At 63.0% G+C, this 24,838-nt stretch carries 17 protein-coding genes; 12 read left to right on the top strand and 5 right to left on the bottom strand.

Going from position 1 to position 24,838, the window contains the following annotated elements; genetic code table 11:
* Positions 1 to 58: 58 nt before the first annotated feature.
* The 9 genes from J3A98_RS12710 (at position 59) to J3A98_RS12670 (ending at position 11,693) form a co-directional block, all read left to right on the top strand.
* Positions 59 to 1,033: a MoxR family ATPase gene (locus J3A98_RS12710; protein WP_176684044.1), complete on the top strand. Its 975-nt coding sequence runs from the start codon at positions 59 to 61 to the stop codon at positions 1,031 to 1,033.
* 13 nt (positions 1,034 to 1,046) lie between these two features.
* A complete protein-coding gene (locus J3A98_RS12705) occupies positions 1,047 to 1,988 on the top strand; it encodes a DUF58 domain-containing protein (RefSeq protein ID WP_176684043.1) in 942 nt (313 codons plus the stop codon).
* Positions 1,985 to 2,494, top strand: a complete 510-nt coding sequence (locus J3A98_RS12700; RefSeq protein WP_209966520.1) for a DUF4381 domain-containing protein — start codon at positions 1,985 to 1,987, stop codon at positions 2,492 to 2,494. Before J3A98_RS12705 ends, J3A98_RS12700 begins: the two co-directional genes overlap by 4 nt.
* Positions 2,481 to 3,473 carry a VWA domain-containing protein gene (locus J3A98_RS12695; RefSeq protein ID WP_209966517.1) on the top strand — a complete coding sequence of 331 codons (993 nt, stop codon included), beginning with the start codon at positions 2,481 to 2,483 and terminating at the stop codon, positions 3,471 to 3,473. Before J3A98_RS12700 ends, J3A98_RS12695 begins: the two co-directional genes overlap by 14 nt.
* Positions 3,474 to 5,069 (top strand): VWA domain-containing protein, encoded by a 1,596-nt coding sequence (locus J3A98_RS12690; protein ID WP_176684040.1) that lies wholly within the window; start codon positions 3,474 to 3,476, stop codon positions 5,067 to 5,069.
* Positions 5,066 to 6,370 carry a BatD family protein gene (locus tag J3A98_RS12685; RefSeq protein WP_209966515.1) on the top strand — a complete coding sequence of 435 codons (1,305 nt, stop codon included), beginning with the start codon at positions 5,066 to 5,068 and terminating at the stop codon, positions 6,368 to 6,370. Before J3A98_RS12690 ends, J3A98_RS12685 begins: the two co-directional genes overlap by 4 nt.
* 44 nt (positions 6,371 to 6,414) lie before the next feature.
* A complete protein-coding gene (locus J3A98_RS12680) occupies positions 6,415 to 7,416 on the top strand; it encodes an HAD family hydrolase (RefSeq protein ID WP_209966513.1) in 1,002 nt (333 codons plus the stop codon).
* 98 nt (positions 7,417 to 7,514) lie between these two features.
* Complete coding sequence (locus J3A98_RS12675) at positions 7,515 to 9,080, top strand: arylsulfatase (RefSeq protein ID WP_209966511.1); 1,566 nt, start codon at positions 7,515 to 7,517, stop codon at positions 9,078 to 9,080.
* A gap of 159 nt (positions 9,081 to 9,239) precedes the next feature.
* Positions 9,240 to 11,693 (top strand): fused MFS/spermidine synthase, encoded by a 2,454-nt coding sequence (locus J3A98_RS12670; RefSeq protein WP_245355504.1) that lies wholly within the window; start codon positions 9,240 to 9,242, stop codon positions 11,691 to 11,693.
* A gap of 103 nt (positions 11,694 to 11,796) precedes the next feature.
* Here the strand turns inward: J3A98_RS12670 and J3A98_RS12665 are convergent, their stop codons facing one another.
* The 3 genes from J3A98_RS12665 to J3A98_RS12655 form a co-directional block, all read right to left on the bottom strand.
* Entirely contained in the window at positions 11,797 to 13,434 is a 1,638-nt protein-coding gene (locus J3A98_RS12665) for a mechanosensitive ion channel family protein (RefSeq protein WP_209966508.1), read from the bottom strand.
* 67 nt (positions 13,435 to 13,501) lie between these two features.
* Entirely contained in the window at positions 13,502 to 13,861 is a 360-nt protein-coding gene (locus J3A98_RS12660; RefSeq protein ID WP_021782298.1) for a cupin domain-containing protein, read from the bottom strand.
* Positions 13,858 to 14,451 carry a GNAT family N-acetyltransferase gene (locus tag J3A98_RS12655; RefSeq protein WP_021782299.1) on the bottom strand — a complete coding sequence of 198 codons (594 nt, stop codon included), beginning with the start codon at positions 14,449 to 14,451 and terminating at the stop codon, positions 13,858 to 13,860. Before J3A98_RS12655 ends, J3A98_RS12660 begins: the two co-directional genes overlap by 4 nt.
* A gap of 391 nt (positions 14,452 to 14,842) precedes the next feature.
* On the opposite strand from J3A98_RS12655, the gene J3A98_RS12650 reads away from it, so the two are divergent.
* From J3A98_RS12650 to J3A98_RS12640, 3 genes are all read left to right on the top strand, one after another.
* Positions 14,843 to 15,160, top strand: coding sequence for a helix-turn-helix transcriptional regulator (locus J3A98_RS12650; RefSeq protein ID WP_021782301.1), 318 nt, complete (start codon positions 14,843 to 14,845; stop codon positions 15,158 to 15,160).
* The gene (locus tag J3A98_RS12645) at positions 15,153 to 16,439 is read left to right on the top strand and encodes a type II toxin-antitoxin system HipA family toxin (protein WP_209966506.1); all 1,287 of its coding nucleotides are present in this window, start codon (positions 15,153 to 15,155) and stop codon (positions 16,437 to 16,439) included. The genes J3A98_RS12650 and J3A98_RS12645 overlap by 8 nt, the downstream gene beginning before the upstream one ends.
* Before the next feature lie 210 nt (positions 16,440 to 16,649).
* Positions 16,650 to 17,105, top strand: coding sequence for a GNAT family N-acetyltransferase (locus J3A98_RS12640; RefSeq protein WP_209966504.1), 456 nt, complete (start codon positions 16,650 to 16,652; stop codon positions 17,103 to 17,105).
* Positions 17,106 to 17,177: 72 nt separating this feature from the next.
* Here J3A98_RS12640 and J3A98_RS12635 read toward each other — a convergent pair whose 3' ends face one another.
* Complete coding sequence (locus J3A98_RS12635) at positions 17,178 to 18,530, bottom strand: hypothetical protein (RefSeq protein ID WP_209966502.1); 1,353 nt, start codon at positions 18,528 to 18,530, stop codon at positions 17,178 to 17,180.
* The gene (locus J3A98_RS12630; RefSeq protein ID WP_209966500.1) at positions 18,527 to 24,826 is read right to left on the bottom strand and encodes an AAA domain-containing protein; all 6,300 of its coding nucleotides are present in this window, start codon (positions 24,824 to 24,826) and stop codon (positions 18,527 to 18,529) included. The genes J3A98_RS12635 and J3A98_RS12630 overlap by 4 nt, the downstream gene beginning before the upstream one ends.
* Positions 24,827 to 24,838: the final 12 nt, after the last annotated feature.

Raw genomic sequence — 24,838 nt, 5'->3', positions numbered from 1 at the left:
GCAGTTGCGAACATCCGTGGGGCCTCTTGTCGATGCCCCGACTGACTAGGACCGGACAGTGGATATACGCGAGCAGATTGCTGAACTCGAAGCCCATGTGGCGCAGAGCGTGCTGGGCCAGGCCGACACCATTCGTCATGTGATTCTTGGCTTGCTGGCCAATGGTCACGTCTTGCTGGAAAGCCTGCCTGGGCTGGCCAAAACGCGTACGGTCAAGGCGTTGGCCACGCATCTGGAAGCCAGCATGCGGCGCATCCAGTTCACCCCCGACCTATTACCGTCGGACATCACCGGTGGCGAAATCCTCCAGCAGACCGCACAGGGCAACGAGATCAAGTTTCAGCCTGGGCCGCTGTTCGGCAACGTGATTCTCGCCGATGAGATCAACCGCGCCCCGGCCAAGGTTCAGGCAGCACTGCTTGAAGCCATGGAAGAACGCCAGATTACCGTAGCTGGGCAGAGCTACCCGATGTCGGGCCTGTTCATGGTGCTGGCGACCCAGAACCCCATCGAGCAAGAAGGTACCTACCCATTGCCCGAGGCGCAGATGGACCGGTTCCTGATGAAGCTGCAACTGGACTATCCCAAGGTGGAGGATGAAGCCCTGGTGCTACGGCTGGTGCGCAACGAGGAACAACAGGCAGGCCACCCGCACCAGGCGCCTGGGCGTCTGCCCCAGGAAGTGGTGTTCGCCGCCCGCAGCGCGATCGCGTGCATCGAAGTATCGCCCGCGATCGACCGCTACCTGATCGATCTGATCAACGGCACCCGCCACCCGGCAGAGCATGATCCGGACCTTGGGCGTTGGATCAAGATCGGCGCCAGCCCGCGTGGCGGTATCAGCCTGGATAGGGTGGCGCGCGCCCACGCGTGGCTGGCCGGGCAGGAGTACGTCACCCCGGACGATGTGCGTGCGGTCATCCATCCGGTGTTGCGCCACCGCTTGCAGCTCTCTTACGACGCCGTCGCCGATGGCATTGGGGCCGACCAGGTGATCGACCGGCTGCTGGACAAGGTCGCCATCCCAGCCTGAACGGAGCGAGCCCATGCAACCGACCCAGGATGGCTTCGTCTACGCTTCGCTGAGCCAGCTGATGGCGTTCGAGTACCGCGTGCGCGGTTTGAGCTTTCTGGCGCGTCAGCCCTTGGCGAGCATTCTGGCGGGCAACCATGCCTCACGCCTGCGTGGCCGTGGCTTGAGCTTCGACGAGCTGCGCCGTTACATACCTGGTGATGACCTGCGACACCTCGACTGGCGCGCCTCGTTACGCTATGGCAAGCCGTTCGTGCGCACGTTTACCGAGGAGCGCGACCGGCCGACGCTGCTGCTGGTCGATCAGCGCATGAACATGTACTTCGGCTCCAGGCGCAGTTTCAAGTCGGTCACCGCTGCCGAGCTTGCCGCGTTGTCGGCATGGATCGCCCTGCAGGCCGGTGATCGGGTGGGCGGGCTGGTGTTCGACGATCAGCAGGTGGTGCACATCAGGCCGCTGCGCAGCCGCGCACGGGTGCAGGCACTTTGCGCAGCAGTGGTGGGCAGCAACAATCGCCTCAGTGCGTCAGGGCCGGACAGCGAGCTGGAGGGGCAACTCGACAATGCGCTGCGCACTGTCCTCGGCCTGGCCGGGCATGATGCGCTGATTTGCATCATCAGTGACTTTGCCGGTGTGTCGGAGCAGACCTTGAAGCTGTTGCGCCAACTGAGCGCGCACAATGATGTGATCGCCATGCAGGTGTATGACCCCATTGCGCTGGATGTCCCTGACAAGGGGCGTCTGAGCGTGACGCAGGGTGAGGTACAGATCGACCTTGAGGTTGGGCGGCGCCAGGTGCACCGGCCGTTGGGCGACTTTTTCTCCGGGCGCCTGCAGGACGTGGCTCAGTTGCTGCGCCGCAGCCAGATACCCCTGATGATGATCAGTACCGGCGACGAGGTGCTGGGCCAGGTACAGCGTGAACTGGGGCGGCTTGGGGGAAGTGCCCGATGAGTGCCCGGCCGTCGCCTGCCGCCATCGACCAGCTCAAGGAGCTGCCGTTGCCGGTACCGCCGTTCAGTTACGCCCCGCACACCTGGGGCTGGGCGGTATTGCTGGTCTTTGTGGTGCTGGCAGGGCTCGCTTATACCGTGTATGCCTGGCGGCGCTGGCAGCGCAATCGCTATCGGCGTGAGGCGCTGTTGCGGCTCGACGCGCTGGCGGGGGCGCTGGCCAAGCCCGAGCAGCGTCTGGCGGCCCTGCGTGAAGTGCCGGAGCTGCTCAAGCGGGTAGCGCTTTCCATGCCCGATGCACCCGCGGTGCATAGCTTGTCGGGCGCGCAATGGCAGGTGTTTCTGCAGCAGCGGGCACGCTTTGCCTTGCCTGGGCAGTTCGCCGCGCAACTGCACACGCTGGCTTATGCGCCAGACCTGCAGGTGCAGGCGATCGGCGAACCAGAGCTGCGGACCCTGGTGAACACCTGCAGGCGCTGGATCGAGGCTCATCATGTGGCAGTTTGATTACCTGTGGGTGTTCTTGTTGCTGCCCTTGCCCTGGGTCGTCTACCGTTTCATGCGCCCTTATCACGAGGCGCGCAGCGCATTGCGGGTGCCGTTTTTCTTCGCCATGAGCCGTGCAGTGAACCAGTTGCCGGGCACCTCGCCACCCTCGGGCGGGCGCTGGCAAGTGCTCGTGAACCTGCTGGTATGGGGCCTTCTGGTGGCGGCCTGCGCGCGGCCCGTACTGGTGGAAAAGGCCATCGAGCGTGAGCAACCGATCCGCGACATGCTGCTGGCGATCGATATTTCGCAGTCCATGCAGGCCAGGGACTTTACGGACGCCAATGGCCGGCAAGTGGATCGGTTGAGCGCGGTGAAAGGGGTGGTCCGCGACTTCATCGCCCAGCGCAAGCAAGACCGCATCGGCTTGATCGTCTTCGGCACGGGCGCCTACCCACAGGCGCCCCTGACCCTCGATCATGCCAGCCTCTCGCTGCTGCTCGATGAAGTCGGTGTGGGGATGGCCGGGCCGAATACCGCCATAGGCGATGCCATTGGCCTTGCCATCAAACTGCTGGATCAGGCCAATGAGCAGGAAAAGGTGATGGTGCTACTGAGCGACGGCAACGACACCGGCAGCGCCATTACGCCTGAACACGCGGCAGCCTTGGCCATTGATCGGAGTATCGTGGTACATGCCATTGGTATCGGCGACCCCCAGGACAGCGGTGAAGACAAGGTGGACTTGCAGGCGCTGGAGGGCATCGCGCGTACCACCGGTGGCCGGTTCTTCCGCGCCGATGACCGGGGCGCGCTGGCGCAGGTGTATGCCACGCTCGACCGGATTACCCCGCACCGCGTCAAGACCTTCAGCCATCAGCCCAAGCGTGACCTGTTCTGGTGGCCACTGGGGGCGGCCCTGCTGTTGCTCGCCTTGGGGCATAGCCTGGCAGCCATGGCTGGCCCGTTGCGGGCACGGCCTGCGCAGGGGAGGCCGTGAATGGACATCGACCTCAGCGCCTTGCACCTGCTACGCCCTTACTGGTTGTTGCTGTGGCTACCGGCTGCGCTGCTGCCGTGGGCCTGGCAGCGGCGCCATGATCTGAAGCGGCAGTTGCACGGCGTGATCGCTCCACACCTGGTCGAGCATTTGCTCATCGTCCCCGAGGAGCAACAGCGGGTGCGGCCCGTTCACCTGCTGGCAGCACTGCTCGGCCTGGGTGCCCTGGCCGCCGCCGGGCCGACCTGGCAGCGAGATATCCCGGCGTTCGTCGACAACCGTGCGCCGTTGATCCTGGCGCTGGACCTGTCGCCCTCGATGGATGCCGACGACGTCCCCCCGTCCCGCCTGCAAGCCGCCAAACATACCTTGCACGACCTGGTGATGCGCCGCGCGGGGGCGCGTACAGCGCTCATCGTGTATGCCGGCAGCGCGCATCTGGTGCTGCCCGCCACGGAAGACCCGCAGTTGCTCGATACGTTTTTGCAAGCGCTGACCACCGATTTGATCGCCAAACCCGGCAAGGACGTGGTGGGCGTGATCGAAGTGGCGAAACGCTTGCTTGCTGCCGAACAGGTGCCCGGCACGCTGGTGCTGCTGACCGATGGCGCTGATGCCGGGCAGCTGTCGGCACTCGCGGGCGCGCTGAAAGGCAGCGACCTGCAGGTGATGGTACTGGCCGTTGGCAGCCACGACAGCGGTGTTTTGCATGACGCCCAGGGCCGTACCCGCGTCGATGCCGAAGGGCGCCCGCTACAGGCGGACTTCGATCAGCAGGGCTTGAGGCAGTTGGCCAAAGCCGTCAACGGCCCGCTGGGCAGCCTGACCCTGAGTGACGACGACCTGGACTGGATCGAACTGCATGCGCAGCAGCATTTTCAGGCAGCCCAAGGCGACGCGCAGCAGGTGCACTGGAAGGACGCCGGCTACTGGCTGTGCTGGCCGCTGGCGCTGATCGCGCTGTTGTGCCTGCGCCGTGGCTGGAAGGTGCACTGGATGGCCACCGTGCTGGTGGCGGCATTGCTGGGCACGCAGCCGCAAACGGCGCAGGCCGGGCCTGTCGCTGATGCCTTCTTCACGCCTGACCAGCAGGGTCGCTGGGCCTTTGAGCATGGCCATTACCCGCAGGCTGCGGCGCATTTCAACGACCCTTACTGGAAAGGCCTGGCTGCCTACACCGCCGCCGACTATGACGTTGCCCTGGTCAGCCTCGGCAAGGTCGATACCGCCCAGGCTTTTTTCTACCGGGGCAATATCTATGTGCGCCAGTTCAAGTTCCCCCAAGCGGTCCAGGCCTACCAACAGGCTTTGAAGCGGCAGCCGGTGTTTCCCGAGGCCAGCGCCAACCTGGCATTGGCACAGGCGCTGCTCAAAGACTACGAAGACCAGCAAAAGGCAGGTACACCAGACGAGAAGGCCGACAAGGTGGTGGAGGACCAGACACCCTCCAAAGGCGCCCGGCAGAAGCAGCAAACTCCGCAGGCCGCTTCGGACCAGGTCTGGCTGAACAACCTGACGACGTCGCCGGCACAGTTCCTCAGGCGCAAGTTCCTGCTTCAGGACGCCTCACGGCAAACCCCGGAGGGCACCCGATGAAACGCTTGCTGTTGCTGCTAGGGCTCTACCTGCCATTGCTCGCGGTCGCGGCACCCGAGGCACGCGTGCAGGCGCGCCTGCTGCCGACCGGTGACACGGTGGTAGGCGCGACGCTCGAGTTGCAGATCGACTTGCTGGTGGACACCTGGTTCACCCAGCCGGCCGTGTTGCCGGTGATCGAATTGCCCGGTGCGACGGTGAGCGCACCGAGCGGTGAAGCGCAGCATCTGAACGAACGCATCGACGGCAAGACCTTCTTTGGCCTGCGTTACACCTATCAGATTACCCCGCAAACGGCCCAGGCCTTCACACTCCCTGCGCAAACCTTTCAGGTGTTCCCCGGCCAGGCGGATGCCCCGGTCACGCTCACCAGCGAACCGCTCGCGTTCGCAGCCAAGGCCCTGGCCGGCGACGCGACTGTGCACCGCCTGGTGGCACGAAACGTCAGCCTTGAGCAACAAACACAACTGTCGCATTCGCCGTTGCGGGCAGGGGACAGCGTTACCCGCCGTGTTATTACGCAAGCCGAAGGTGCGCAGGCGATGCTGATACCGCCGCCACCGTTGGTCGACATCAAAGGCCTTAAACGCTATGTACAAACCCCTCGTATTGCGCCGCTCAGTGATGGCCGCGGGGGCTCGATAGGCGGCCAGCGCGAGGACAGTGTGAGCTATGTGGTATCGGCTGCCGGACGTTACCAATTACCCGCGATCGAACTGCAGTGGTGGGACGCGGCTACTGGTGAGGCCAGGCAAGCAACGTTGCCCCCCATCGACGTCAACGCCATCGAGGGTGGTTACAAGGCGCCGTTTTCCATCGACCAGGACCTGCGCGCGCTCGGCCGTCAGGCCCAGTTGCGCCTGCCCGGTTACGGGTTGTGGGCAGCGGGCTTGCTGGTGCTTGGCGGAGTGCTGATTTACTTTGCACGGCCGTGGATGCAGGTGGTGTGGCGGCATTTGAAAGGCTGGCGAACAGCGCGGCGTACGGCGCGGTTGCAGTCTGCCGACCATGCCTGGCGGCAGGCGCGTGCACAACTTGCGCAAGACCCACCTCAGCTCGACGGGCTATACCTGTGGATCCGGCGGGTTACCGGGCAGCGCACGGTGTCAGAATTTTCCTTATCTTTGCCATCCTCATTGCGAATACGTCTACTAGACTGGCTCCAGAACCGTTACGGCAATGGCAGTGAAGTGCGCCAGGTTGCGCCGTCACTGAGCCCGATTCTGCCAGCGCTGCGGCGAGCGGCGGTGAACGGGCGGCAGGTCAGTCACCCTGAAGGCTTGAAACCACTCAACCCATGAGTTTTTGCCTGAAGTGGATAGGCAGCACAGAGGAGGGATACTTCATGCTCGACCTGCACCGTACGCGCTGGTGGTTGACCTGGTTGCTCGTGTTGCCTTTGGCTGTGCAGGCCGCGAACCCGCTGCCTTCCTGGCGGGAGGGTCCTTCACGGCAAGCCATCGAAGCTTTCGTGGGCGCCGTGACCACCGAGGGCGGCAAAGATTACGTGCCCGAGGCCGAGCGCATCGCCGTCTTCGACAATGATGGCACGCTGTGGAGCGAGCAGCCGCTGTATTTCGAAGTGCTGTTTGCCCTCGACGAGGTCAAAAGGCTCGCACCGCAGCACCCGGAGTGGGCCACCCAACAGCCGTTCAAGGCCGTCCTTGAGGGCGACCAGCAAGCACTCAGTGACAGCGGCATGGACGGTATGCTGAAGATCGTGGCCGCCACTCATGCCGGGGTCAGCACCGAGGCTTTTATCACCAATACCCAGCGCTGGCTGGCGAAGGCCGTGCACCCTCGCACCCACAAGCCCTTCACCGAGATGGTCTTCCAGCCCATGCTCGAGCTCTTGCAGTACCTGCGGGCCAACGGTTTCAGGACTTACATCGTTTCAGGCGGCGAGGTGGCCTTCATGCGTGCATTCGCTGAGGAAGTCTATGGGGTGCCGCCAGAGCAAGTGATAGGCACCATACTGGAAGCGCGCTTTATCGACGACAACGGTAAATTGTCTATCGAACGGCTGCCCAAGTTGCTGCACAACGATGATGGCCCAGGCAAGCCGGTGAGCATCGATGCCCATATCGGCCGTCGCCCTATCTTCGCCTTCGGCAACTCCGACGGCGACCTGCAAATGTTGCAGTGGACCATGGCTGGCGACGGCAAGCGCTTTGCCGGGCTGGTCCACCACACCGATGCGACACGCGAATGGGCCTATGACCGCGACAGCAAGGTCGGGCACCTGGACAAGGCGCTGGATGCCGCCATGGGTGCGAACTGGACCGTAGTCGATATGGCGCGCGAGTGGCAGCGCATCTACCCATTCGAAAGCAACCAGGTTCAATGAAAGAGAACCGCAGGGCACAGGGAACCAGCCAAGCAGTAGGTCGATCGTGCACGTAGTCGTGGCAAATGCCAGTAAACGTGATACGGAGAAACCGCCTTATGAAGTCCAGTAGAAGATGGATAACCACATTCGCGCTCGCCGCTACTGCGGCGGTGAGCGTGTGCACGGCGAGTGCCGCGGAAAAACCCAATATTCTGGTGATATTCGGCGATGACATTGGCCAGACCAATATCAGTGCCTACGGCAAGGGCGTGGTCGGCTATCAGACGCCGAACATCGACCGCATCGGCCAGGAAGGGATGCTGTTCACCGATTATTACGCCGAGAACAGCTGTACCGCCGGTCGTTCCTCCTTCATCACCGGGCAGACACCGCTGCGAACCGGCTTGTCCAAGGTCGGCATGCCTGGCGTGCCCGTGGGCTTGCAGGCGCGCGATGTCACCATTGCCCAGGCCCTCAAGGCGCAGGGCTATGCCACTGGCCAGTTCGGCAAGAACCATTTGGGAGACCGGGATGAATACCTGCCCACCAACCACGGTTTTGATGAGTTCTTTGGCAACCTCTACCATCTCAATGCCGAGGAGGAGCCCGAGCGCCCATTCTGGCCCAAGGATGACCCGGACTTCGTGAAGGCCGCTTCACCGCGTGGCGTGATCAAGTCCAGTGCGGACGGCAAGATCGAGGACACCGGCGCCTTGACTCGCAAACGCATGGAAACCGTCGACGATGAAACTACCCAGGCGGCGATTAATTTCATCGACAAACAGGTCAAGGCCGACAAACCGTTCTTTGTCTGGATGAACACCACACGCATGCATGCCTTTACCCATGTGCGTGAGTCGATGAAAGGTCAGAGCGGCATGGTCGGCAACGATTACGCCGACGGCATGCTCGAGCATGACGGAGACGTGGGCAAACTGCTCAAGACCCTGGACGATCTGAAGATCACCGATAACACCATTGTGGTCTACACCACGGACAACGGACCGAACCAATGGTCGTGGCCGGATGCCGCCACCACGCCGTTCCGCAACGAGAAGAACTCCAACTGGGAAGGCGCTTACCGCGTGCCGGCGATGATTCGTTGGCCGGGCAAGGTCAAGCCGGGCACGGTGTCCACCCAGATGTTCTCGGGACTGGACTGGTTCCCGACACTATTAGCCGCAGCGGGTGACACAGACATCAAGGACCGCTTGCTCAAAGGTGCCGATGTGGGTGGCAAGAACTTCAAGGTGCATCTGGACGGTTACAACCAACTGGACTACCTGACCGGCAAAACGGACAAGAGCGCACGTAACGAGTTCTATTACTTCAACGATGACGGTGAACTGGTGTCGATGCGCTTCGGCGACTGGAAGCTGGTTTTCTGCGAACAGCGCGCTGCGGGAGGCTTTGCGGTTTGGAGCGAGCCGTTCACCTGTCTGCGTGTGCCCAAGATGTTCAACCTGCGTATGGACCCTTACGAGCGTGCTGATATCGTCTCGGACCAATACTACGATTGGATGACCAAGAACGACTACCTGATCTTCCAGGGAACCCGCAAGGCTGCCGCATTCCTGCAGACGTTCGTGGAATACCCGCCGAGCCAGCGTCCGGCAAGTTTCAGCATCGACCAGATCCGTGCTGACGTGGACAAGAAGATCGAAGAGAAGATGAAGCAATAACGGCAATGCCCCGCGCCCGCCCTTGGCGGGCGCATTCTTTCATACCCAGTGCGGACAGACGTGTGGGTCCGCTAAGGCTTGATGATGCCAGCAGTCGTGAACCTTCCCCGCGCCGATAGTTCCGCCTCCACCGAAACGCAAGCACCGTTGCAATGGCTGATGCCTGCGGCGCTGCTGTTCATCTCTGGCGGTGCAGCGCTGATCTATCAGGTGCTTTGGGTCAAGCAGCTGTCTCTGGTGGTTGGGGTGGAGGTGTATGCCATCACCGCTGGCATCAGCGCGTTTTTTGCGGGGCTGGCCATGGGTGGTCTGGTGTTCGGTCGCTGGGCTGACCGGTTGCGCCACCCGGTCAGGCTCTATGCGGGGCTGGAGTTGGCGGTCGCATTACTGGCGGTGGCGGCGACCTTGGGGCTGGCGCAGAGTGCGGCACTGTTTGCCCGCCTGGAGGCGAGTGTCGGCTTGCTGGCCTGGCTGCTGCCATTGAGCCTGGTGGGGCTGCCCGCCTTTTTGATGGGCGGAACCTTGCCTGTGCTGGTTCGAGCGCTAACCCCCAATGGCGCGCAGACGGGGGAGGCGGGCGGTCGGTTATACGCCGCCAATACCGCTGGCGCAATCTGCGGCACCTTGCTGGCGGCATTCGTCTTGCTGCCCCTGCTTGGCGTCACCGGGGCCGCCTGTGTGGCGGGGGTGTTGAATCTGCTGGCCGCGCTGGGCGCCTGGTGCGGGCGCGGCAGGGATGAGCGGGCTTTGCCTAACTCTGCCACTGCCTCGCTGCCGCGCACGCCGCAGGCTCGCTTGGCCATCGCCCTGTATTGCCTGGCAGGTGGCGTGGCGCTCGGTTATGAAGTGGTGTGGACGCAATCGATCGTGCAGTTCATGAGTACCCGCGCGTTTGCCTTTTCCGTGGTGTTGGCCACGTACCTGACGGGGTTGGTCCTGGGCAGTGCACTGTATGCGAGGCGCGCAGACCGCATCCGCGACCCTTGGGGGCTGTTCGGCCTGCTGATCGCGTCTGCCGGGCTGCTGGCGTTGTTGCAGATTGCCGGGCTCGGGCGGTGGCTGGTGACCTGGCAGACCCTGCTGGAAAGCCATGTACTGCAACTGACCGGCAGCCAGTTGGCTGGAATGTGCGCGCGCTTTGCGGCTGCCGCAGTGTGCGTGGTATTCATCCCGACCACGTTGCTCGGGGCGGCATTTCCGCTGGCCCTGCGCCTGGCCGTGGACAGTGGCCAAGTGGGGCGGGACGTGGGGGCGGTGATTGCCCTCAATACCCTGGGTGGCATCGTCGGTGTCATGCTCACGGGGTTTGTCCTGGTGCCTGGAATAGGGCTGGTGCGAACTTTGGTGGTGCTCGCTTGCCTGGCGGCGGCCATCGGGGCAGTAGCGACATGGCGCGGCAAGGCCGTGCACAAGGGCATGCGGGCAGCGGTCCTGCTGGTTGGCGGCGCGACCCTGGTTTCCGGCGCACTTACCCCACCAGAACGCTTGGCACAGTTGTTACCAGGTGCGCGTAGCGGCGAACTGGTGTTCTACCAGGAAGGCCGCGGCGGCACGGTAGCGGTGGTCAACCAGCAGCGTCAGGGACAAGCGTTCAACCGCCTGTACATTCAGGGTGTGTCCAACACTGGGGATGCCATGCCGTCACTGCGCTACATGCGCCTGCAGGCGTTGCTGCCATTGCTGATACATCGCGACGAGCCGCGCTCGGCGCTGGTGATCGGCTTCGGTACCGGGATCACCGCCGGTGCAATGCTGCGCTATTCAGGCCTGGAGCATCCGGTGGTTGCCGAACTGCTGCCGCAGGTACTGGCAGCGGCGCCGCTGTTCTCCGGTAACTACGACGCTGTGAACGATCCGCGCCTTGACATCCGCCTGCGTGATGGGCGCCGGGAGCTTTTGCGTAATGAGCAACGATACGACGTGATCACCCTGGAGCCACCACCGCCCTCGGCAGCAGGGGTGGTCAACCTTTACTCGCGCGACTTCTATCAGTTGGCAGCGTCTCGCCTGCAGGAGCATGGACTGGTGGCTCAATGGCTACCGCTCCCCACCCAGAACGACGAGGACAGCCGCTCGCTGGTACGCAGCTTTCTTGACGTGTTCCCGCATGCCTCGCTGTGGACCACTGAGTTTCACGAGATGCTCTTGATCGGCTCGGCAACGCCGATGGTGCTGGATGTACCGCGCATCCGCCAACGTTTCGAGCAACCCCAGGTTTCGGCTGCCCTGGCCCAGGTCGGCGTAAGCTCGGTCGAAGCATTGCTGGCCACCTGGGTGACCGACCGGCAAGGGCTTGAGCGTTATGCCGGCGATGCACAGCCGGTTACCGACGATCGGCCCCGTATCGAGTACGCGCCGTGGGTACGGCCGCGCGAAATCACCCGCGTGCTACCGGCATTACTGGCGCTGCGGGTAGCGCCGCCATTGGAAAATGCCAACCCCTCGGTGCTCGCCGCGGTGAATGATGAGTGGGCGTTGCTGCGTCGTTTTTATGGGCTGTCGCTGCTGGCCTACAACGGCAATCGCCAGGCCTGGATGCGCGAGGCGCGGGCCTTGGCGCCGATCAGCGCAGAGAATCCTTACATGCGCTGGTTTACCGGCGGTAGGCGCTGAACTGAACCCACGGTTAGAAACTGCGTCAGGCCTGGCTATTACTGCATGTTGCGCCTGCACGGGGCCATGGCTGGGGCCTGATCAGCACCGGAGGGTTCATCGCTCACGCGGAGTTTTCAGGTTTGGACGGGGCCGCGTGCCACTGCTCCTTGGGCACCCATTTGGGTTGCTCGGGGTCGCCCAGGTAGTGAGGCGACATGATTTGCACTCCATACTCGTTGAACACGTCCTGGATATTGGCGTGCAACAAGCTCAGTAGCTGCGCGCGTGGCCTGGGCTCTGACGGAATGGCCTGGGCCACTAATCGATACTCGGGGTAGAAATCCGACAGCGCCGTCTGGAATACCTGGGGCGCGGGCGTTTGCAGCACGCCGTCGGTGCGCCGAGCCGCTTCCAGCAACATCGCCTCGACCTGACGCCAGGGGGTGTCGTAGCCGATGGTCACCACGGTATCGACCACATAGCCTGGCCCTTCCACGATACGCGAGTAGTTCTTGGTCACCGAGCCGGTAATCATTGAATTGGGAAGTGTCAGCACTTCGCCAAGCCCGGTGCGTATGGATGTGGTGAAGATGCCCACTTCGGTCACCGTGCCCTCGTAATCGCCCACGCGTACAAACTCGCCGACGCGCATCGTGCGTGTGTAGGTAAGGATCAATCCGGCGGCCCCTTGGCCGATGACACTGGTCGCCCCCAGTGAAATCATCAGACCGAGCAACACCGAGAGCCCCTTGAAGGCATCGGTGCCCGAGCCGGGTAGATAGGGGTAGGCCATCACCAGGGCGAATAGCCATATCGCCAGCGACGTCAGGCGCATGGTCGGTTGCAAGGTTTCGGCGGTCAGCCATTTCAACGTGCCCGGGCGTGCCATGCGCCTTAGCACACGTTTGGAGAAGGCGCTGATACCACGGGCGATGAAGAAGATCGACAGCGCAACTACCAGGCCGGGCATGGCACGTAAAATGCCGCTGACCAGGTAGTTGAGCAGTTCCATCAGGTGGATATTGAGGCTTTCACCCCAGGCCCGGGTGTAAGGGAACCGGGATAGCACGAAGCCCAGCCACTGGTAGCAGAGCAACAACACGACCAACCAGTACAGCAGCCAGAGTGAGCGGTCTATCAGGTAGTACAGGTTCTGCAGGTCGAACAGTTGCGTGTGGCCGACCTTGAGGCGCTCGGAGTGTTTGCCCATCAGTTTGGGCAGCAGCCCCAAGAGCTTGCGTCGACAGTAGCCTGCGGCCTTTACCAGCATGAAAAACACCAGGGTTGCCGCAGCGCCGTAGCCTATCGCCGTGAGCAAAAAGCGCAGGCTACGCGCCTGACGGGTTTCCTCGACGACAAGGCGCAGGTTCTCGGCGGCCTGCTCGGCGGCTTCGCCTGCTGTAATGCTATCGGCCGCAGCATCCAGCGGCGTCACGATGAATGCACGGCGCCCGCCCAGCAGCACCAGGTAGCTGCGCAGAATAGGGTCGACGCGAACCTCCAGATCGTTCGTTTCCTGGAGCGTTTCCTCGATGACCTTCTTGGCGCGCTGGGCGCGCACCTTGGGTGTTTCGCCCAGCAGCGTCGCACGAAAGACCAGCACCGTGCGGTTGATGACGGTCAGCGGGGCGGGCTCGGCAATGACACCCTCTACCTCTGGCCCGGACTGAGGGGTGTCTGCATGGAGCAGGGGCGAGAACAGCAAGTGGGTCAGTAGCACCAGCCAAGCAGCCTGTCCGAACCTGCGCTTCTTGCCCATTTAACAGCCCCTGTGCCGGCGTGTGGATTGCTACCAGCATAGTCGGCTTCAGCCAGCATTCAGTGGCTTAGTTCGCGGGCAAGAGGATCACGAAGTTCTTCTTCATGTCTTCCACTACGGTCCATTTGCCCTTGGCGCCCGGTTCGATAATGAACGTGTCGCCAGCGGCCAGTTTGACCGGGGCGCAACCCTCAAGCTCGATGATGCAGCATCCACTCAAAACGTGGCAGAACTCCCAGACTTTGTAGTCAATGCGCCACGCCCCGGTGCTGGCTTCCCATTCTCCGGAAATGCGACCTTGCTGTTCATCGTGATAGTACTTGGACGTCAGCGTGTGAGGGGTACCTTCCAAAACTTCTTCAAAGAAGGGCAGGTCGCGCAGCGGTTGGATATCCAGTTCGCGGAACACGGTCAGTTTCTGGTTCATGGCTGTTTCTCGAGCACGTTGTGAGTAGGGCGATACATTAAATAGGCTTCACCGGTTACACCGAGCATCGGGTGCGGAACGATCTGGCAGGTTTTCACGATCTGAAATCCATGACGTTCGTAGAAGCGGCGTGCACCGTGGTTTTCTGCGTAATCGATCAGGCACAGTCCATCGAGGCCAGCGTCGTCAGCGCGCTGCTGGGCGTGGCGAAGAAACTGGGCACCCAGCCCCTGGCTCCGCCAGGCCTCATCCAGTGCCAGGCTGGATATGTACAAGGTATCGGGTATTTCCATGTCGGAATAAGGCGCGAGGACGGGGTCGGTCTCGGCTGGCCTGTCAGGCGTCGCGCGCAAGACATAGCTATGCATCATGCCGATGACGCGCCCTTCGAAAGTGGCCATCAGGCAGTTCTTGTATGAAAAGTCGCCCTGTTCTCTGGCATAGCGAGACGCACCGACACTCAGCAGTGCTTCTCCGGGGGCAGCGAGCTTGCTCCATATGTAATCGGCCATGCCCTCCGATGTCAGTTGAAAGAAGCGCGCAATATCATGCGCGTCCGAGACTCGAGCGGGTCTGAAGTCGATAGACATGTACAGTGCTCCCAAGGGACAGCGTGGTCAGTTTGCAAGGGGTAAGCCTTTGGCTGCGGGGCAGGGTAGACGGTTTCAGCGGTTCCCATGATGCTCTGCGCGAACACCATCAGCACGGCGCGCGACACTGCCCTCATGCCCTCATGCCCACATGCCCACATGCACGTGGCGCTATAAAAGGTTCGGGATGGCTTGGGTATTGGATCGTGCAACCCCTTTCAAACCGCCGACGAAGCCTCTGTGCAAGCGTCCGTAAATCCACTAAATTGTGGGTAGATGTAGAAACTAAGCGATAAGACGCAAATTAAGGGAATTAGCTCGCTTGATAGGGCCTTGCGTTAATTCTATAATTTTGTGGATTAACTCGTACAGAGCGGGCTTGGTACACACTATGTTGGATTTAAGCTTCAGCAAGCCGAGTGAGGTCGTGAAGCGCCTCTGCGATCGCTTGCGCACAGAGCGCTTGGCGCGGGACATGACACAGGCGGACTTGGCCGGGCGTGCTGGCATCGCTACAAACACAGTGTCCAACCTTGAAGCCGGGCGCAATGTCGGATTCGAGAACGTTGTTCGGGTGGCGATGGCGCTTGGCCGGACCAAGGAACTGGAAGGCCTGTTCCTGCCAAAACTGGACAGCATCGAGGATATCCGGCGCTACGAAAACAGCGCCAATCGTCTTCGTACCAAGAGGAAGCCCGGCAATGCTTGAGCAGGTGAACGTCTTCTACGAAGGGTGGGGGGGGCGATGGCAATGGGGCACGCTGGTCTCCACGACTGCCCTGACCGGTCGTCCACTGATTGTGTTCGAGTACAGCAATGAAGCCAGGCAAAGGGGCTTGGAGCTGTCGTCCTACACGCTGCCGTTGGAGGGGGCTCAACTGCGCCGAGACTTTCCAGACCACCAACTGTACTTGCCAGGGCCTGTTTACGACGCCTTGCCGGACGGATGGGGCATGTTGCTGATGGACCGTATGTTCAGGCGCCGCGGGCTCACCACAGCGCGCATCGGCTCACTGGAACGGCTGGCCTATATCGGTGGTAATGCCATGGGGGCCATGACGTTTGAACCCGTGGCGCCCGAAGGGCAGGCGTCTGAAGTCCACATCCCGCTGGAGCAGCTAGCCGCCGAAGTGCAGGAAGTGCTCCATGGAGACGGCGGTGAGTTCCTGCAGAGGTTGCTGCTGGTGGGTGGCTCGCCTCAAGGTGCAAGGCCTAAGGCCCTTGTCTATCGTGATCCCGAAACTGGCCGGTTTACAACTGCCGTGACGGCGGGCTTTGAAGCCTGGCTGGTCAAGTTCCCGGCCAAGGAAGAGCATGCCGAGGTGTGCGCTGTCGAAATGGTCTACGCCGAATGCCTGCGCATGTGCGGTATCGAGACCCCTGACACGCAGTACTTCAGCCTGCCTGATGGGTTGGCGGCGTTTGCCAGCAAGCGATTTGACCGTCAGGATGGCCTGCGCCTGCCCATGCAAAGCCTCGCGGCCTTCACGGGGGCGAATTACCGGTCTCCAGGCGTGTTGGACTACGTCAATTTCCTTCGGGCAACCCAGATGTGTACCAACGACGTGCGAGAGATGGCGGTGGCCTTCGAACGTGCCGTCTTCAATGTAGCGTTCAACAACAGAGATGATCATCCCAAGAACTTTGCCTACGTCATGTCGCAGGACGGTCATTGGAGACTGTCGCCGGCCTACGATGTGACCTTTTGCGAGGGACCAGGTGGATATCACCAGATGGATGTAATGGGGGAGGCCCTGTCGATTACCCGCACACAAATGCTTCGGCTTGCCGAGGAAGCCGAGGTGCCCCGGGAGGTTGCAGTCAGAATGATTGACGGCATTTGTGAGGTGGCTAGCCAGTTTGCAAGCATCGCCGAGAACCTGTACCCACAGGTCATTACGCCAGACACCTTGCGCACGATCCAAGGCCGCATCGATCAGAACGTAGCTCGGTTACAGCGCGGTCACGCGGGCAGCGGTTGCCATTGAAGCAGCGAGGAGCGAGCGCTCACTCGGCGCGCAGGTTTTGGCAAGGGAGAAAAGGGCAGGATGGTCATGCTCCCATGGAGAGACCTCCAAGCTGATTGGATAGCGCTCGGCGCTGGTTGGGAACAGCAAAGAAGGAAATTGTTGGAAAGCGTCCGGGGAAGGCCCAATGCGATGGGCTAACCTGTGATCCTTTAGCATAGAGGTCTGCGCATGGAATATCGCGTTCGTCCCGCCACACGCAACGATGCAGCAGCGATTAGCCGCGTAGTTCTAGCCGCCCTGCATGAGTCAAATTCACAGGACTACCCGCCTGATGTGATCGCTCAGGTTGAGCGGAGCTTTGCTCCTGAAGTCGTCACTGCACAACTTGCCAAGCGCAGGGTTTTCGTAGCCTTGCTGGGCGATAACATCGTTGGCACTGCCGGTCTTGACGGTGATGTGGTCAGAAGTGTTTTCGTTGACCCGGCTCACCAAAAAGGCGGCATTGGCCGGCATCTGATGGATGTCATTCATGCGACCGCTGCCCACGCCGGCATTGGGGCTGTACGTGTGCCATCGTCGATTACCGCCGAGAAGTTCTATGCCGCCCTGGGCTATCAGAAAATCCGCGACGAGTTTCATGGGGCTGAGCGCACCATCGTAATGGAAAAGCGGCTCCAGGATTAGCCCAGGCTAGTTACCCGCGTATTTGACGATGACTCAGCACATCCTTGAGATCGGCATACAGATCGTGCCCGTTCATGATGACGTCGTCCGTAGCTTTCCGGCAGCAGCCATGTCTTCGTCTTCAGCGGCAAGCACTTCTTTGAGTGGCGTCTCTCCCACCCCCATCGCTCGCTCGATCAGCAGTTCGCCTCCATTACCTTGAAGCATCGCCTGCAGACGCCCGAACTCGTTGCACCAGATCGTCTCGATGTCCTTGTCGCGCTGCGTGTCGCGATCATGGCTCAATGCCACCGCACGCACCTGCATGCGGCCATTCTCGGCCTTGCCGCCCAGCTCCACGCCATAGCCTGGCGTGGCCGACTTGCGCAGTACTATCTTGCCCGCGTCAGCCCAGGCGGTGGTCATGCCTTCGCGCACTTCGTAACCGAGTTCGGCCAGGCCCTTGAGCATGGCTTCGCGACGGGCGAGGGCGGCTTGCGCTTGCACATGCATGGCGAGCAATGCTTCGCAGCGGCTCGTCAGCTCGCTCACCGTGGCTTGCGGGCTGGTGGTCGTGCAAAGGCGGACCTGCTCGAGCAAGGCCTCGTTCCCGGCGCCCAGGCGGGTTTGTACTTCGTTTGCCAGTTCGTGGAGCTTGGCGAGCGAATCGCGACTCAGCTGGAAGTCGCGGCTTTTGTCGGCCAACTCGATCACCAGGCTGTCGAGCAGCAAGTTGCGCTGTTGCGCCTGGGGCTGCGCTTCGGCCCGGGCCAAGGCTTGTACGAAGGGCTCAGCACAGGCTGTGCCTTGCAACAGGTGCAGCTCGGCGATATGCCGGTCGATCTGCTGCAGGCGTGGGTCGCGGGTGGCTTGTGCTCGCTCGGCCAGCCACGTGGTGAGGTTGGGCGTGGGGGCTTCATCCTTGAGGCGCTGAGCCAGCGCGCGTTGCTGTTCGTCCAGGGTTTGCGCTTCGTTGCTGCTGCTCAATTGGGCGAAGCCTTGGGCAAGCAGTTGCTCGGCATTGTCCAGTTGGGCGCCATCGGCCAGTTTTTTCAGGGCTTGCACCACCTGCGGGGCGGTGTCGGTGCGACTGATCAGGGCCTTGAGCAGAAGCGCTGCATTTTCCTTCATGCGGCGCTGATGCTGGCGCTGCTCGGCCGCTTGCCGAATTGCGCGCTCCTCGCGGGCAAGCTGGTCGCGCCGCAGGTGTTCGATCTCGATGGGGACGGCTTTCTGCAATGCCTGGTACTGGTCCTCAGTGAGCAAGGCGCGCAACCGCGCTTGCCGTGCCCGCGTGGCCGCGCGCTCCTGCTCGCTCAGCTGGCCAAGCTTTTCAGCCTGGGCTTCCCAGCGGGCCACAGCCTGATCAAGGCGGCGCAGATGGCCTTCGCAAAGGGCGATGATTTCTTCACGGGTGACGATGCGCACCACCTTTGGGCCACTCATTGGCAGATCTCCTTGTCGTTGGATGCGGCCACCGGCTGCCCTGCCTGCATGGCGTCCTCGATGGCTGCGCGCAAGCGGGCGCGCTCGTTGTCGCCGTCGTGATACCAGGCCTGGGACGAGACGCGGTGGATCTGCGGAATCGCCCGGCGCAGTACCGAGGGCCGCCAGATTTCCCGGGCCCGGGCGCGCTCGAGCAGGGCGTGGCTGGGCGCGTCGCATTCGATGCCGATGGCATAGGTTCCGGTCTGCGGGCTTGCGATGGCGAAGTCCAGGCCAAACGCGTCGCCTTCGCTGGCCGGGGCGGCATTCCAGCCCAGGGACGCGATGAACGCGCCAACGATCCTGGCGAAGCCGTCGTGGCCCTGGTCGTGCCCATGCACCTGCGTGCTGCGGTCCGTCTGCAGGCGGCCAAGCAGCTTGCCGCTGTAGTCGAATTCGCCGGCACACAGCGCGCGTGCATATTCCAGGTAGCCTTGCAGGTAGTCGCGCGGGCTGGCGGGCGCGCGCTGGGTGTTGAGCATGTCCGAAATGTCGGCGATGGGCATCGAGGTGATCATCACCACCTTGCGCCGAGCACGGGTCACCGCCACGTTCAGGCGGCGTTCGCCACCGGTCTGGCCGAGCACCCCGAAGTGGCGGCGGAAGGTGCCCTGGCTGTTGCGGCCGAAGGTGGAGGAAAACACGATCACGTCGCGCTCGTCACCCTGCACGTTCTCGACGTTCTTGACGAACACCGACATGTCTTCACCGCCCTCGCTGCGCTCGCGCTCCTGGGCGTACGCGGCGCGGAAGGCTTCGTTTTCGGCGGCGTGGGCTTCCAGGTGCTCCTCGATCAGCTCGGCCTGCTTGCGGTTGAAGGTCACCACGCCCACTGACGGGCGCTGCGCGTAAGGCAGCTGCCAGAGTGCCTCCAGGTACTGCACGACACGCGTGGCTTCGGTCGCGTTGCTCTGGTTCTGGTACAGGCCCTCGACCTGGATCAGTTCCAGTGGCTTGAGCTGACGAATGCTCGCCTGGGGGTGGCGCACCGGCACGTTCAGGCGGTTGCCGTAGAACGAGGCATTGGAAAAGCCGATCAGTTCGCGGTAGGCCGAGCGGTAGTGGATCTGCAGGGTGGTGCTGGGCAGGGCGTTGCGCGCCAGTTGCAGCAGGTCTGGGCAGTCCTTGATTTCGCGGCGGTTCCAGGTGTCTTCGAAGGCTTCGCGTTGTTCCTCGTCGGCGTCCTCGTCAGGCTCATCGCCATCGAACAGCTCGGCCTCGTCACTTTCGACCCGGCTGGAGAAGAACGCCGTCGGCGGCATCTGCTTCTCGTCGCCACTGACCACGGTGACCTGGCCGCGGAACAGCGTCGGCAGGGCAAACTCCACTGGCATCTGTGATGCCTCGTCGTAGATTACCGTGTCGAACAAACCGTTCTTCAATGGCAGCACCCGACTGGCCACGTCCGGGTTCATCAGCCATACCGGGCGCAATGTCATCAGCCCCAGCGGAGCACCCAGTTCGAGGAATTCACGCAGCCGGCGCGAGCGCTTGCCGGTCAGCCGGGTCACATCCTCCCACTGCTTGCGGCTACCCAGGCGCGTGGGGTCGATACCGGTGGCCAGCAGTTGGCGATTGAGCTCACGCATCCGTGTATCGGCTTGAGCCAGGCTGGCAACCTTGGCCTGGGCCTCCTCCTGGCTGAACAGCAGCTCCGGGTTGGCCTGTTCGATGCGGTGTTTCCAGCCCAGCCGCGCTTCGCGGTTGAGCAGGCGGCGCACGGCGGCGTCGAGCTGCTCTGAGGGCAGCAGGTCGAGTTGCGCCTGGCGCTGGCGCAGCAGGGCGAGCAGCTCCAGGTCAGCCTCGGCGAGCTGCCCGGCGCGGGCGCGGAAGCCCTGGTAGGCCGCCAGATGGGGCAAGGCGTCGTGCAGGTGGCTGAGCGCCAGTTCGTTGCTCAGGTTGTGTTCCACGGCATACCGCAACTGTTGAGCCAGTTCGTTGCCAAGCCAGTCTTCGAGCCGCTTGAGCTGGTCAAGGCTGGACTGGCGCACGCCTTGGCGCAGCAGCGAGGCATCCAGCTCTCCGAGCAAGGCCTCCAGGTGTTGTTTGTCGCCGGTAAGCACGGCATCGTCTGCCTGGTGTGCGCGGGGCGACTGTGCCAGTGCCTGCGCCAAAGCCTGGACCTCGACGAGCTGATGGATATCAGCCTTTACCAAGGCAGCCAGCTCCAGGCCTGCCTGCGGAGCAACGCCGTCCAGGGCCAAGGCCTGGTGAAGTGCAGCCAGTTCGGCGCGCAGAGGGCGCCATTGCTGTTCCAGGTCGATGGCCGCGCGCAGCCCTGGCAGGCCTTTATCCACACGGTCATTACCTTGAGCTTCGAGGAAATCGTGCAGACGCTTGCGTCTGAGCAGGTGCATCGGGTTCATGCGCGTCAGCCAGGAGCGAGCGGCCATGACCTTGGTGCAATCGCTTTCCAGGCCGCGCAGCGACGTGCTGCCTACCAGGCTCAAGGCAGGCGACAGTGCTGTCAGGTAATCGCCTTCGGGCAGTTGGTCGAGCTGCTGCTGCAGTTGCCGCAGCTCATTCAGCATCGCTTCGCCACGCGGCAGCTGCTCGCCGTCCTTGCTGCGGAACAGGGGGAGCCAGCGGGCCAGGCGCAGTCGCTGCTCCTGGCTCAGCCCGAGCAAGGTCGCCACATGGGCGGCCATCCATGCCCGGTACGGCGCAGGGTCGTCGATCTCGAAGCTGGCCGGGTGTGCTTGCAGGGTCGTCTGGCGCTGTAGCTCAGCCTGGCTGAAGGCCAGCAGGCTGTCGGTAAAGGCCTGCAGAGTGGAGCGGTCAGTGGCGAACGGCTGCAACTGCACCAGAGGGCTACCTTCGTAGCGGGCAGGCAGCCACAGGCGTATCAGCGGCGCACAGTTTTCTTCCAGGCGTGTCAGGCTGGCAACGTCAAGCACGGCCAGGCGCTGGCGCAACGCCGGGAATTCGAGCGGTGGCGGCCCGTCTTCGAGCTCGATCAGTTCGCCCAGCAGGCGCCGGTAGCTCAAACCGGTCGCCGGGTCCGGGCGGTGCAGGCTCTGGTGGAAGCGGTCCAGCTCGCCTTCGAGTGTCTCGATGCGCGCCGCCATTTGTTCGCGTTGGCGGAGCAGGCCCTGGCCTTCATCGCCACCGATGAACAGGTTTTCCAGCTGTTCGCGAATACTGCGGATGATCGGTTCGCGGTCGCGATTGACGTCGTTGAGCATGACGATACGCTGCCCCAGCCCTTCGGCTACCAGGCGCTTGTACACCACCTCCAGCGCCGCGTGCTTCTGGCAGACGATAAGCAGGCTGCGTTGGCGGCCGATGGCATCGGCGACCATGTTGACGATGGTCTGGCTCTTGCCTGTGCCCGGTGGCCCCTCCACCAGCAAACCCGGGCCTTGGCGCGCTTGCAGCACGGCCGCCTCCTGGGAGGGGTCGCTGGCGACGGTGAAATAGCGGTGCAGTTCCGCCGGCGGGGCCACGGCCTCGTCTTCCTCGCCGGTCCTGAGCCGCAGTGCGGTCTCGAGCCCGCTGCCGGCAGGCGAGAGCGACTTCAGCTGGCGCAGGTCCTCGCCGATGGCCTGGCCCATGAAGGTGACGTGAAACAACACGCCGGCACATGCCAGTTCGTCCTGGTAAGGCACGACCTCCACGCTGCTGGCCGGCAGCCCGACGATGCTGCGCGAGCGCGCAGTGGCAAGCATGCCGAACGCATCCATCACATCGCTGGCGCGGATCGAGGAGCGGCCAAGCAACTCATCGGCCGTCTTGCGCCAGCGCTTGCAGGCCTCGGCCCCGAGTACGCTTTCCAGCGCCGGGTTCAGGCGCACTTCTTCGCGTTCGCTGTCGAAGGCCAGGGCCGCAAGGCCGCGGTTGCCCACTTCCAGCAGCAGCTTCACCGGCCACAACAACAGCGGAATGATGCGTGTGCGCGTGGTGCCGCGCGGATCGCGACTGAGCAGGAAAGGGAAGCCCAGATACAGCCCATCGATGCCGGTGTCGCGTTTGTACAGTGCGCTCTGCCGGTGCAGCGCGTGCAGGCGCGAGGCAATCTGCGGCGTGGCCTGGAAGCATTCAGGGTCCAGGTTCACGGGCCGTTCGTTGCGCAGCAGCAGGTGGTCGAGCAGGGCGGCAGCTGGGTGGCGCTCGCTGTGCAGTTCGTTGAGATCGACCCGGGCGGTTGTCTTGCCGATACTCATGCGCACCAGCGGGCCGCGCATCACTGCGGTTACCACCTTCTTCTCGAAGAACTCGAGGATCTGCGACACATACTGCTGCTTTTGCGGTTCAAGCCACTGGCTTGCCGGAATGGCCAGCAGCACCAAGGCTTGGGGCAGCGGCATGCGCCGTTCCAGGCGGAACTGCTCGGCCCATGCATCCACTTCGGCAACGCCGCAGCGGGCGAACCCGCGTATGCGCTCATCGACGCTGTGGTAAAGATCCTGGCGCGGGTACTGTAGCAGCGCTGTGGCAGCGTCGCTGTCGAACCAGCCGACTTCGACACTGTTCGCCAGCTCAGCCGCTTCCTGGATGATCGCGTCCACCGAGCGGAATTGGCCGATCGAAGCGCTGAGCAACACGATCAGGTCTTCTTCGGCGATGATCCGTCGTTCCGCCAACGCCAGCAGGCCGGGGTGCGCGGTATCCGGCAGTAGGCGTTGGCGTGCCTGCCATTCGCTGGCCAGCTTTGCCCGCGAGGTTGACAGCAGGTATACCCTCAACGTCTCCTCGACCAGTTCGATCTGCTGATGCAGGGCACGCTGACGCACCTGCTCGGCGCGCAGTTTGAGGCGAGAAAGCCAGTTGTCGGTCTGCAGTTGCTCCAGCAGGTCGGGCACCGAACCACTGATCAGTCGGTAGCCTTCCAGCGGATGCTCCAGCAACCAGCCCGGGGTGACGATCTCACCGCGGTGGATCAGCGGGATTTCCGGGTTGAGCAGTTTCAGCGCGAGCATCAAACGGAAATCGTCCTCCAGCCCGTCATGCTGCACCACTTGGCGCAGGCCGGCGAGCAATGAAGGGGAAAGGCCGAGCTGCTCGGCCCAGGTGACGATGACGCCGCGCAACAGATGGTCGAGCGCCTGCTGCCAGTGCTCGGCGTGCGCGGCAGCGAGGGCGAAGACCGCCGGCTTGTGGTAGCGCGCATCGCCCAGTTGCAAGGCAGCACCTTCGCCGTCGTCGCGCTCGGTGAAGGGTGAAGCCGGCGCCTGCACCGGGCGCCCGTCGAGCCAGGCCTCGACCTCGGGCCATTGCCAGCGCTGGTGCCGGTCGCGTGCCAGCAGGCCGCGCAACAGCAGGTTCAGCTGTGGGTCGAGGTCGTCGGGAATCGGGACACCATTGGCCAGTACATGGATGAGGAAGGCATTGGCATGGATGCCCTCGAAGCAGGCCCCTGCGGTCAGTTGCTCGAGCAGGATCATGCCGAGGCTCCACCAGTCCGAGGCGGCCGCCACACCGCCGGCGATGGCTTCAGGGGCCATGTAGCGGCTGGTTTCCAACGGCGAGACGATGTCCAGGTCGAATTCCGACAGGCGCGCCGAACCAAAGCCGCTGATCACCAGGTCCAGTGGCTCATGGGCACGTACCAGCAGGCTGCTCGGGCGCAGGTCACGGTGGCGCAAGCCGGCCTCGTTGAAGGCGTGCAGTGCCTGGCCCAGCTCCCGCAGCATATGGCGCACGCTGTGGGCTTCACGGATCACGCCGCCGAGGTCGGCCAGGCTGCCGCCGGTCAGTTCCTCGACCACTTCGAATGCACGGCCATCCCAGCGGCCGGTGGCGATGATTTCGGGCACATGCTCGCGGGGCAGGCGGCGGATCACGTCATAGACCGCTGTGTCCGGCTCCGCACCTGGTCGATAAAGGGTGAGCACCGCCTGGCGAGCGGTTTCCTGGTGCACTGCAAGGTAACGCTCGCGGACGCCGTCGGTATTGCTGATCTGGCGGATCAGCGACCAGCCGTCGATCAAGGTTTCGCTGGCTGCGGGCGCATCGTCGGACGGGGCAGCCGGCACACCGTTGGCCGCTGCTGACTGGGCCGGCGAAGCATCGCACTGCAGGCACATCAGGTCGCCAGGGTCCATGGCATGGCCGTTTTCACAGACGAGGCCGGGCGCCGGAGATGTGTCCGTCGGCGGGAGATTGTCCACGGTATGGATGATCTGCGGGCGCCAGCCGTCAGCGTGGATCGGCTCCCCGGCCAGGTCCCAGTTGCAGGGGTGCTGGTCGACGGTGCCCTCGCAGAACATTTCCTGTACCGGGCGTGCGGTGTTGCAGTTTGGGCAATAGCGAATCATTGGGCGAATTCC

The sequence above is a fragment of the Pseudomonas sp. BP6 genome (assembly GCF_017875935.1).
GTDB lineage: Bacteria > Pseudomonadota > Gammaproteobacteria > Pseudomonadales > Pseudomonadaceae > Aquipseudomonas > Aquipseudomonas putida_Y.
The sequence above is the reverse complement of the archived record's forward strand: the minus strand, read 5'-3'. Positions and strand labels throughout refer to the sequence as shown.

What these genes read in the sequence shown, in the direction of transcription:
- J3A98_RS12705 (WP_176684043.1), top strand. Translation starts at nt 1,047, where the DNA reads ATGCAACCGACCCAGGATGGCTTCGTCTACGCTTCGCTGAGCCAGCTG.
- J3A98_RS12700 (WP_209966520.1), top strand. Translation starts at nt 1,985, where the DNA reads ATGAGTGCCCGGCCGTCGCCTGCCGCCATCGACCAGCTCAAGGAGCTG.
- J3A98_RS12695 (WP_209966517.1), top strand. Translation starts at nt 2,481, where the DNA reads ATGTGGCAGTTTGATTACCTGTGGGTGTTCTTGTTGCTGCCCTTGCCC.
- J3A98_RS12690 (WP_176684040.1), top strand. Translation starts at nt 3,474, where the DNA reads ATGGACATCGACCTCAGCGCCTTGCACCTGCTACGCCCTTACTGGTTG.
- J3A98_RS12685 (WP_209966515.1), top strand. Translation starts at nt 5,066, where the DNA reads ATGAAACGCTTGCTGTTGCTGCTAGGGCTCTACCTGCCATTGCTCGCG.
- J3A98_RS12680 (WP_209966513.1), top strand. Translation starts at nt 6,415, where the DNA reads ATGCTCGACCTGCACCGTACGCGCTGGTGGTTGACCTGGTTGCTCGTG.
- J3A98_RS12675 (WP_209966511.1), top strand. Translation starts at nt 7,515, where the DNA reads ATGAAGTCCAGTAGAAGATGGATAACCACATTCGCGCTCGCCGCTACT.
- J3A98_RS12670 (WP_245355504.1), top strand. Translation starts at nt 9,240, where the DNA reads ATGCCTGCGGCGCTGCTGTTCATCTCTGGCGGTGCAGCGCTGATCTAT.
- J3A98_RS12665 (WP_209966508.1), bottom strand. Translation starts at nt 13,434, where the DNA reads ATGGGCAAGAAGCGCAGGTTCGGACAGGCTGCTTGGCTGGTGCTACTG.
- J3A98_RS12660 (WP_021782298.1), bottom strand. Translation starts at nt 13,861, where the DNA reads ATGAACCAGAAACTGACCGTGTTCCGCGAACTGGATATCCAACCGCTG.
- J3A98_RS12655 (WP_021782299.1), bottom strand. Translation starts at nt 14,451, where the DNA reads ATGTCTATCGACTTCAGACCCGCTCGAGTCTCGGACGCGCATGATATT.
- J3A98_RS12650 (WP_021782301.1), top strand. Translation starts at nt 14,843, where the DNA reads ATGTTGGATTTAAGCTTCAGCAAGCCGAGTGAGGTCGTGAAGCGCCTC.
- J3A98_RS12645 (WP_209966506.1), top strand. Translation starts at nt 15,153, where the DNA reads ATGCTTGAGCAGGTGAACGTCTTCTACGAAGGGTGGGGGGGGCGATGG.
- J3A98_RS12640 (WP_209966504.1), top strand. Translation starts at nt 16,650, where the DNA reads ATGGAATATCGCGTTCGTCCCGCCACACGCAACGATGCAGCAGCGATT.
- J3A98_RS12635 (WP_209966502.1), bottom strand. Translation starts at nt 18,530, where the DNA reads ATGAGTGGCCCAAAGGTGGTGCGCATCGTCACCCGTGAAGAAATCATC.
- J3A98_RS12630 (WP_209966500.1), bottom strand. Translation starts at nt 24,826, where the DNA reads ATGATTCGCTATTGCCCAAACTGCAACACCGCACGCCCGGTACAGGAA.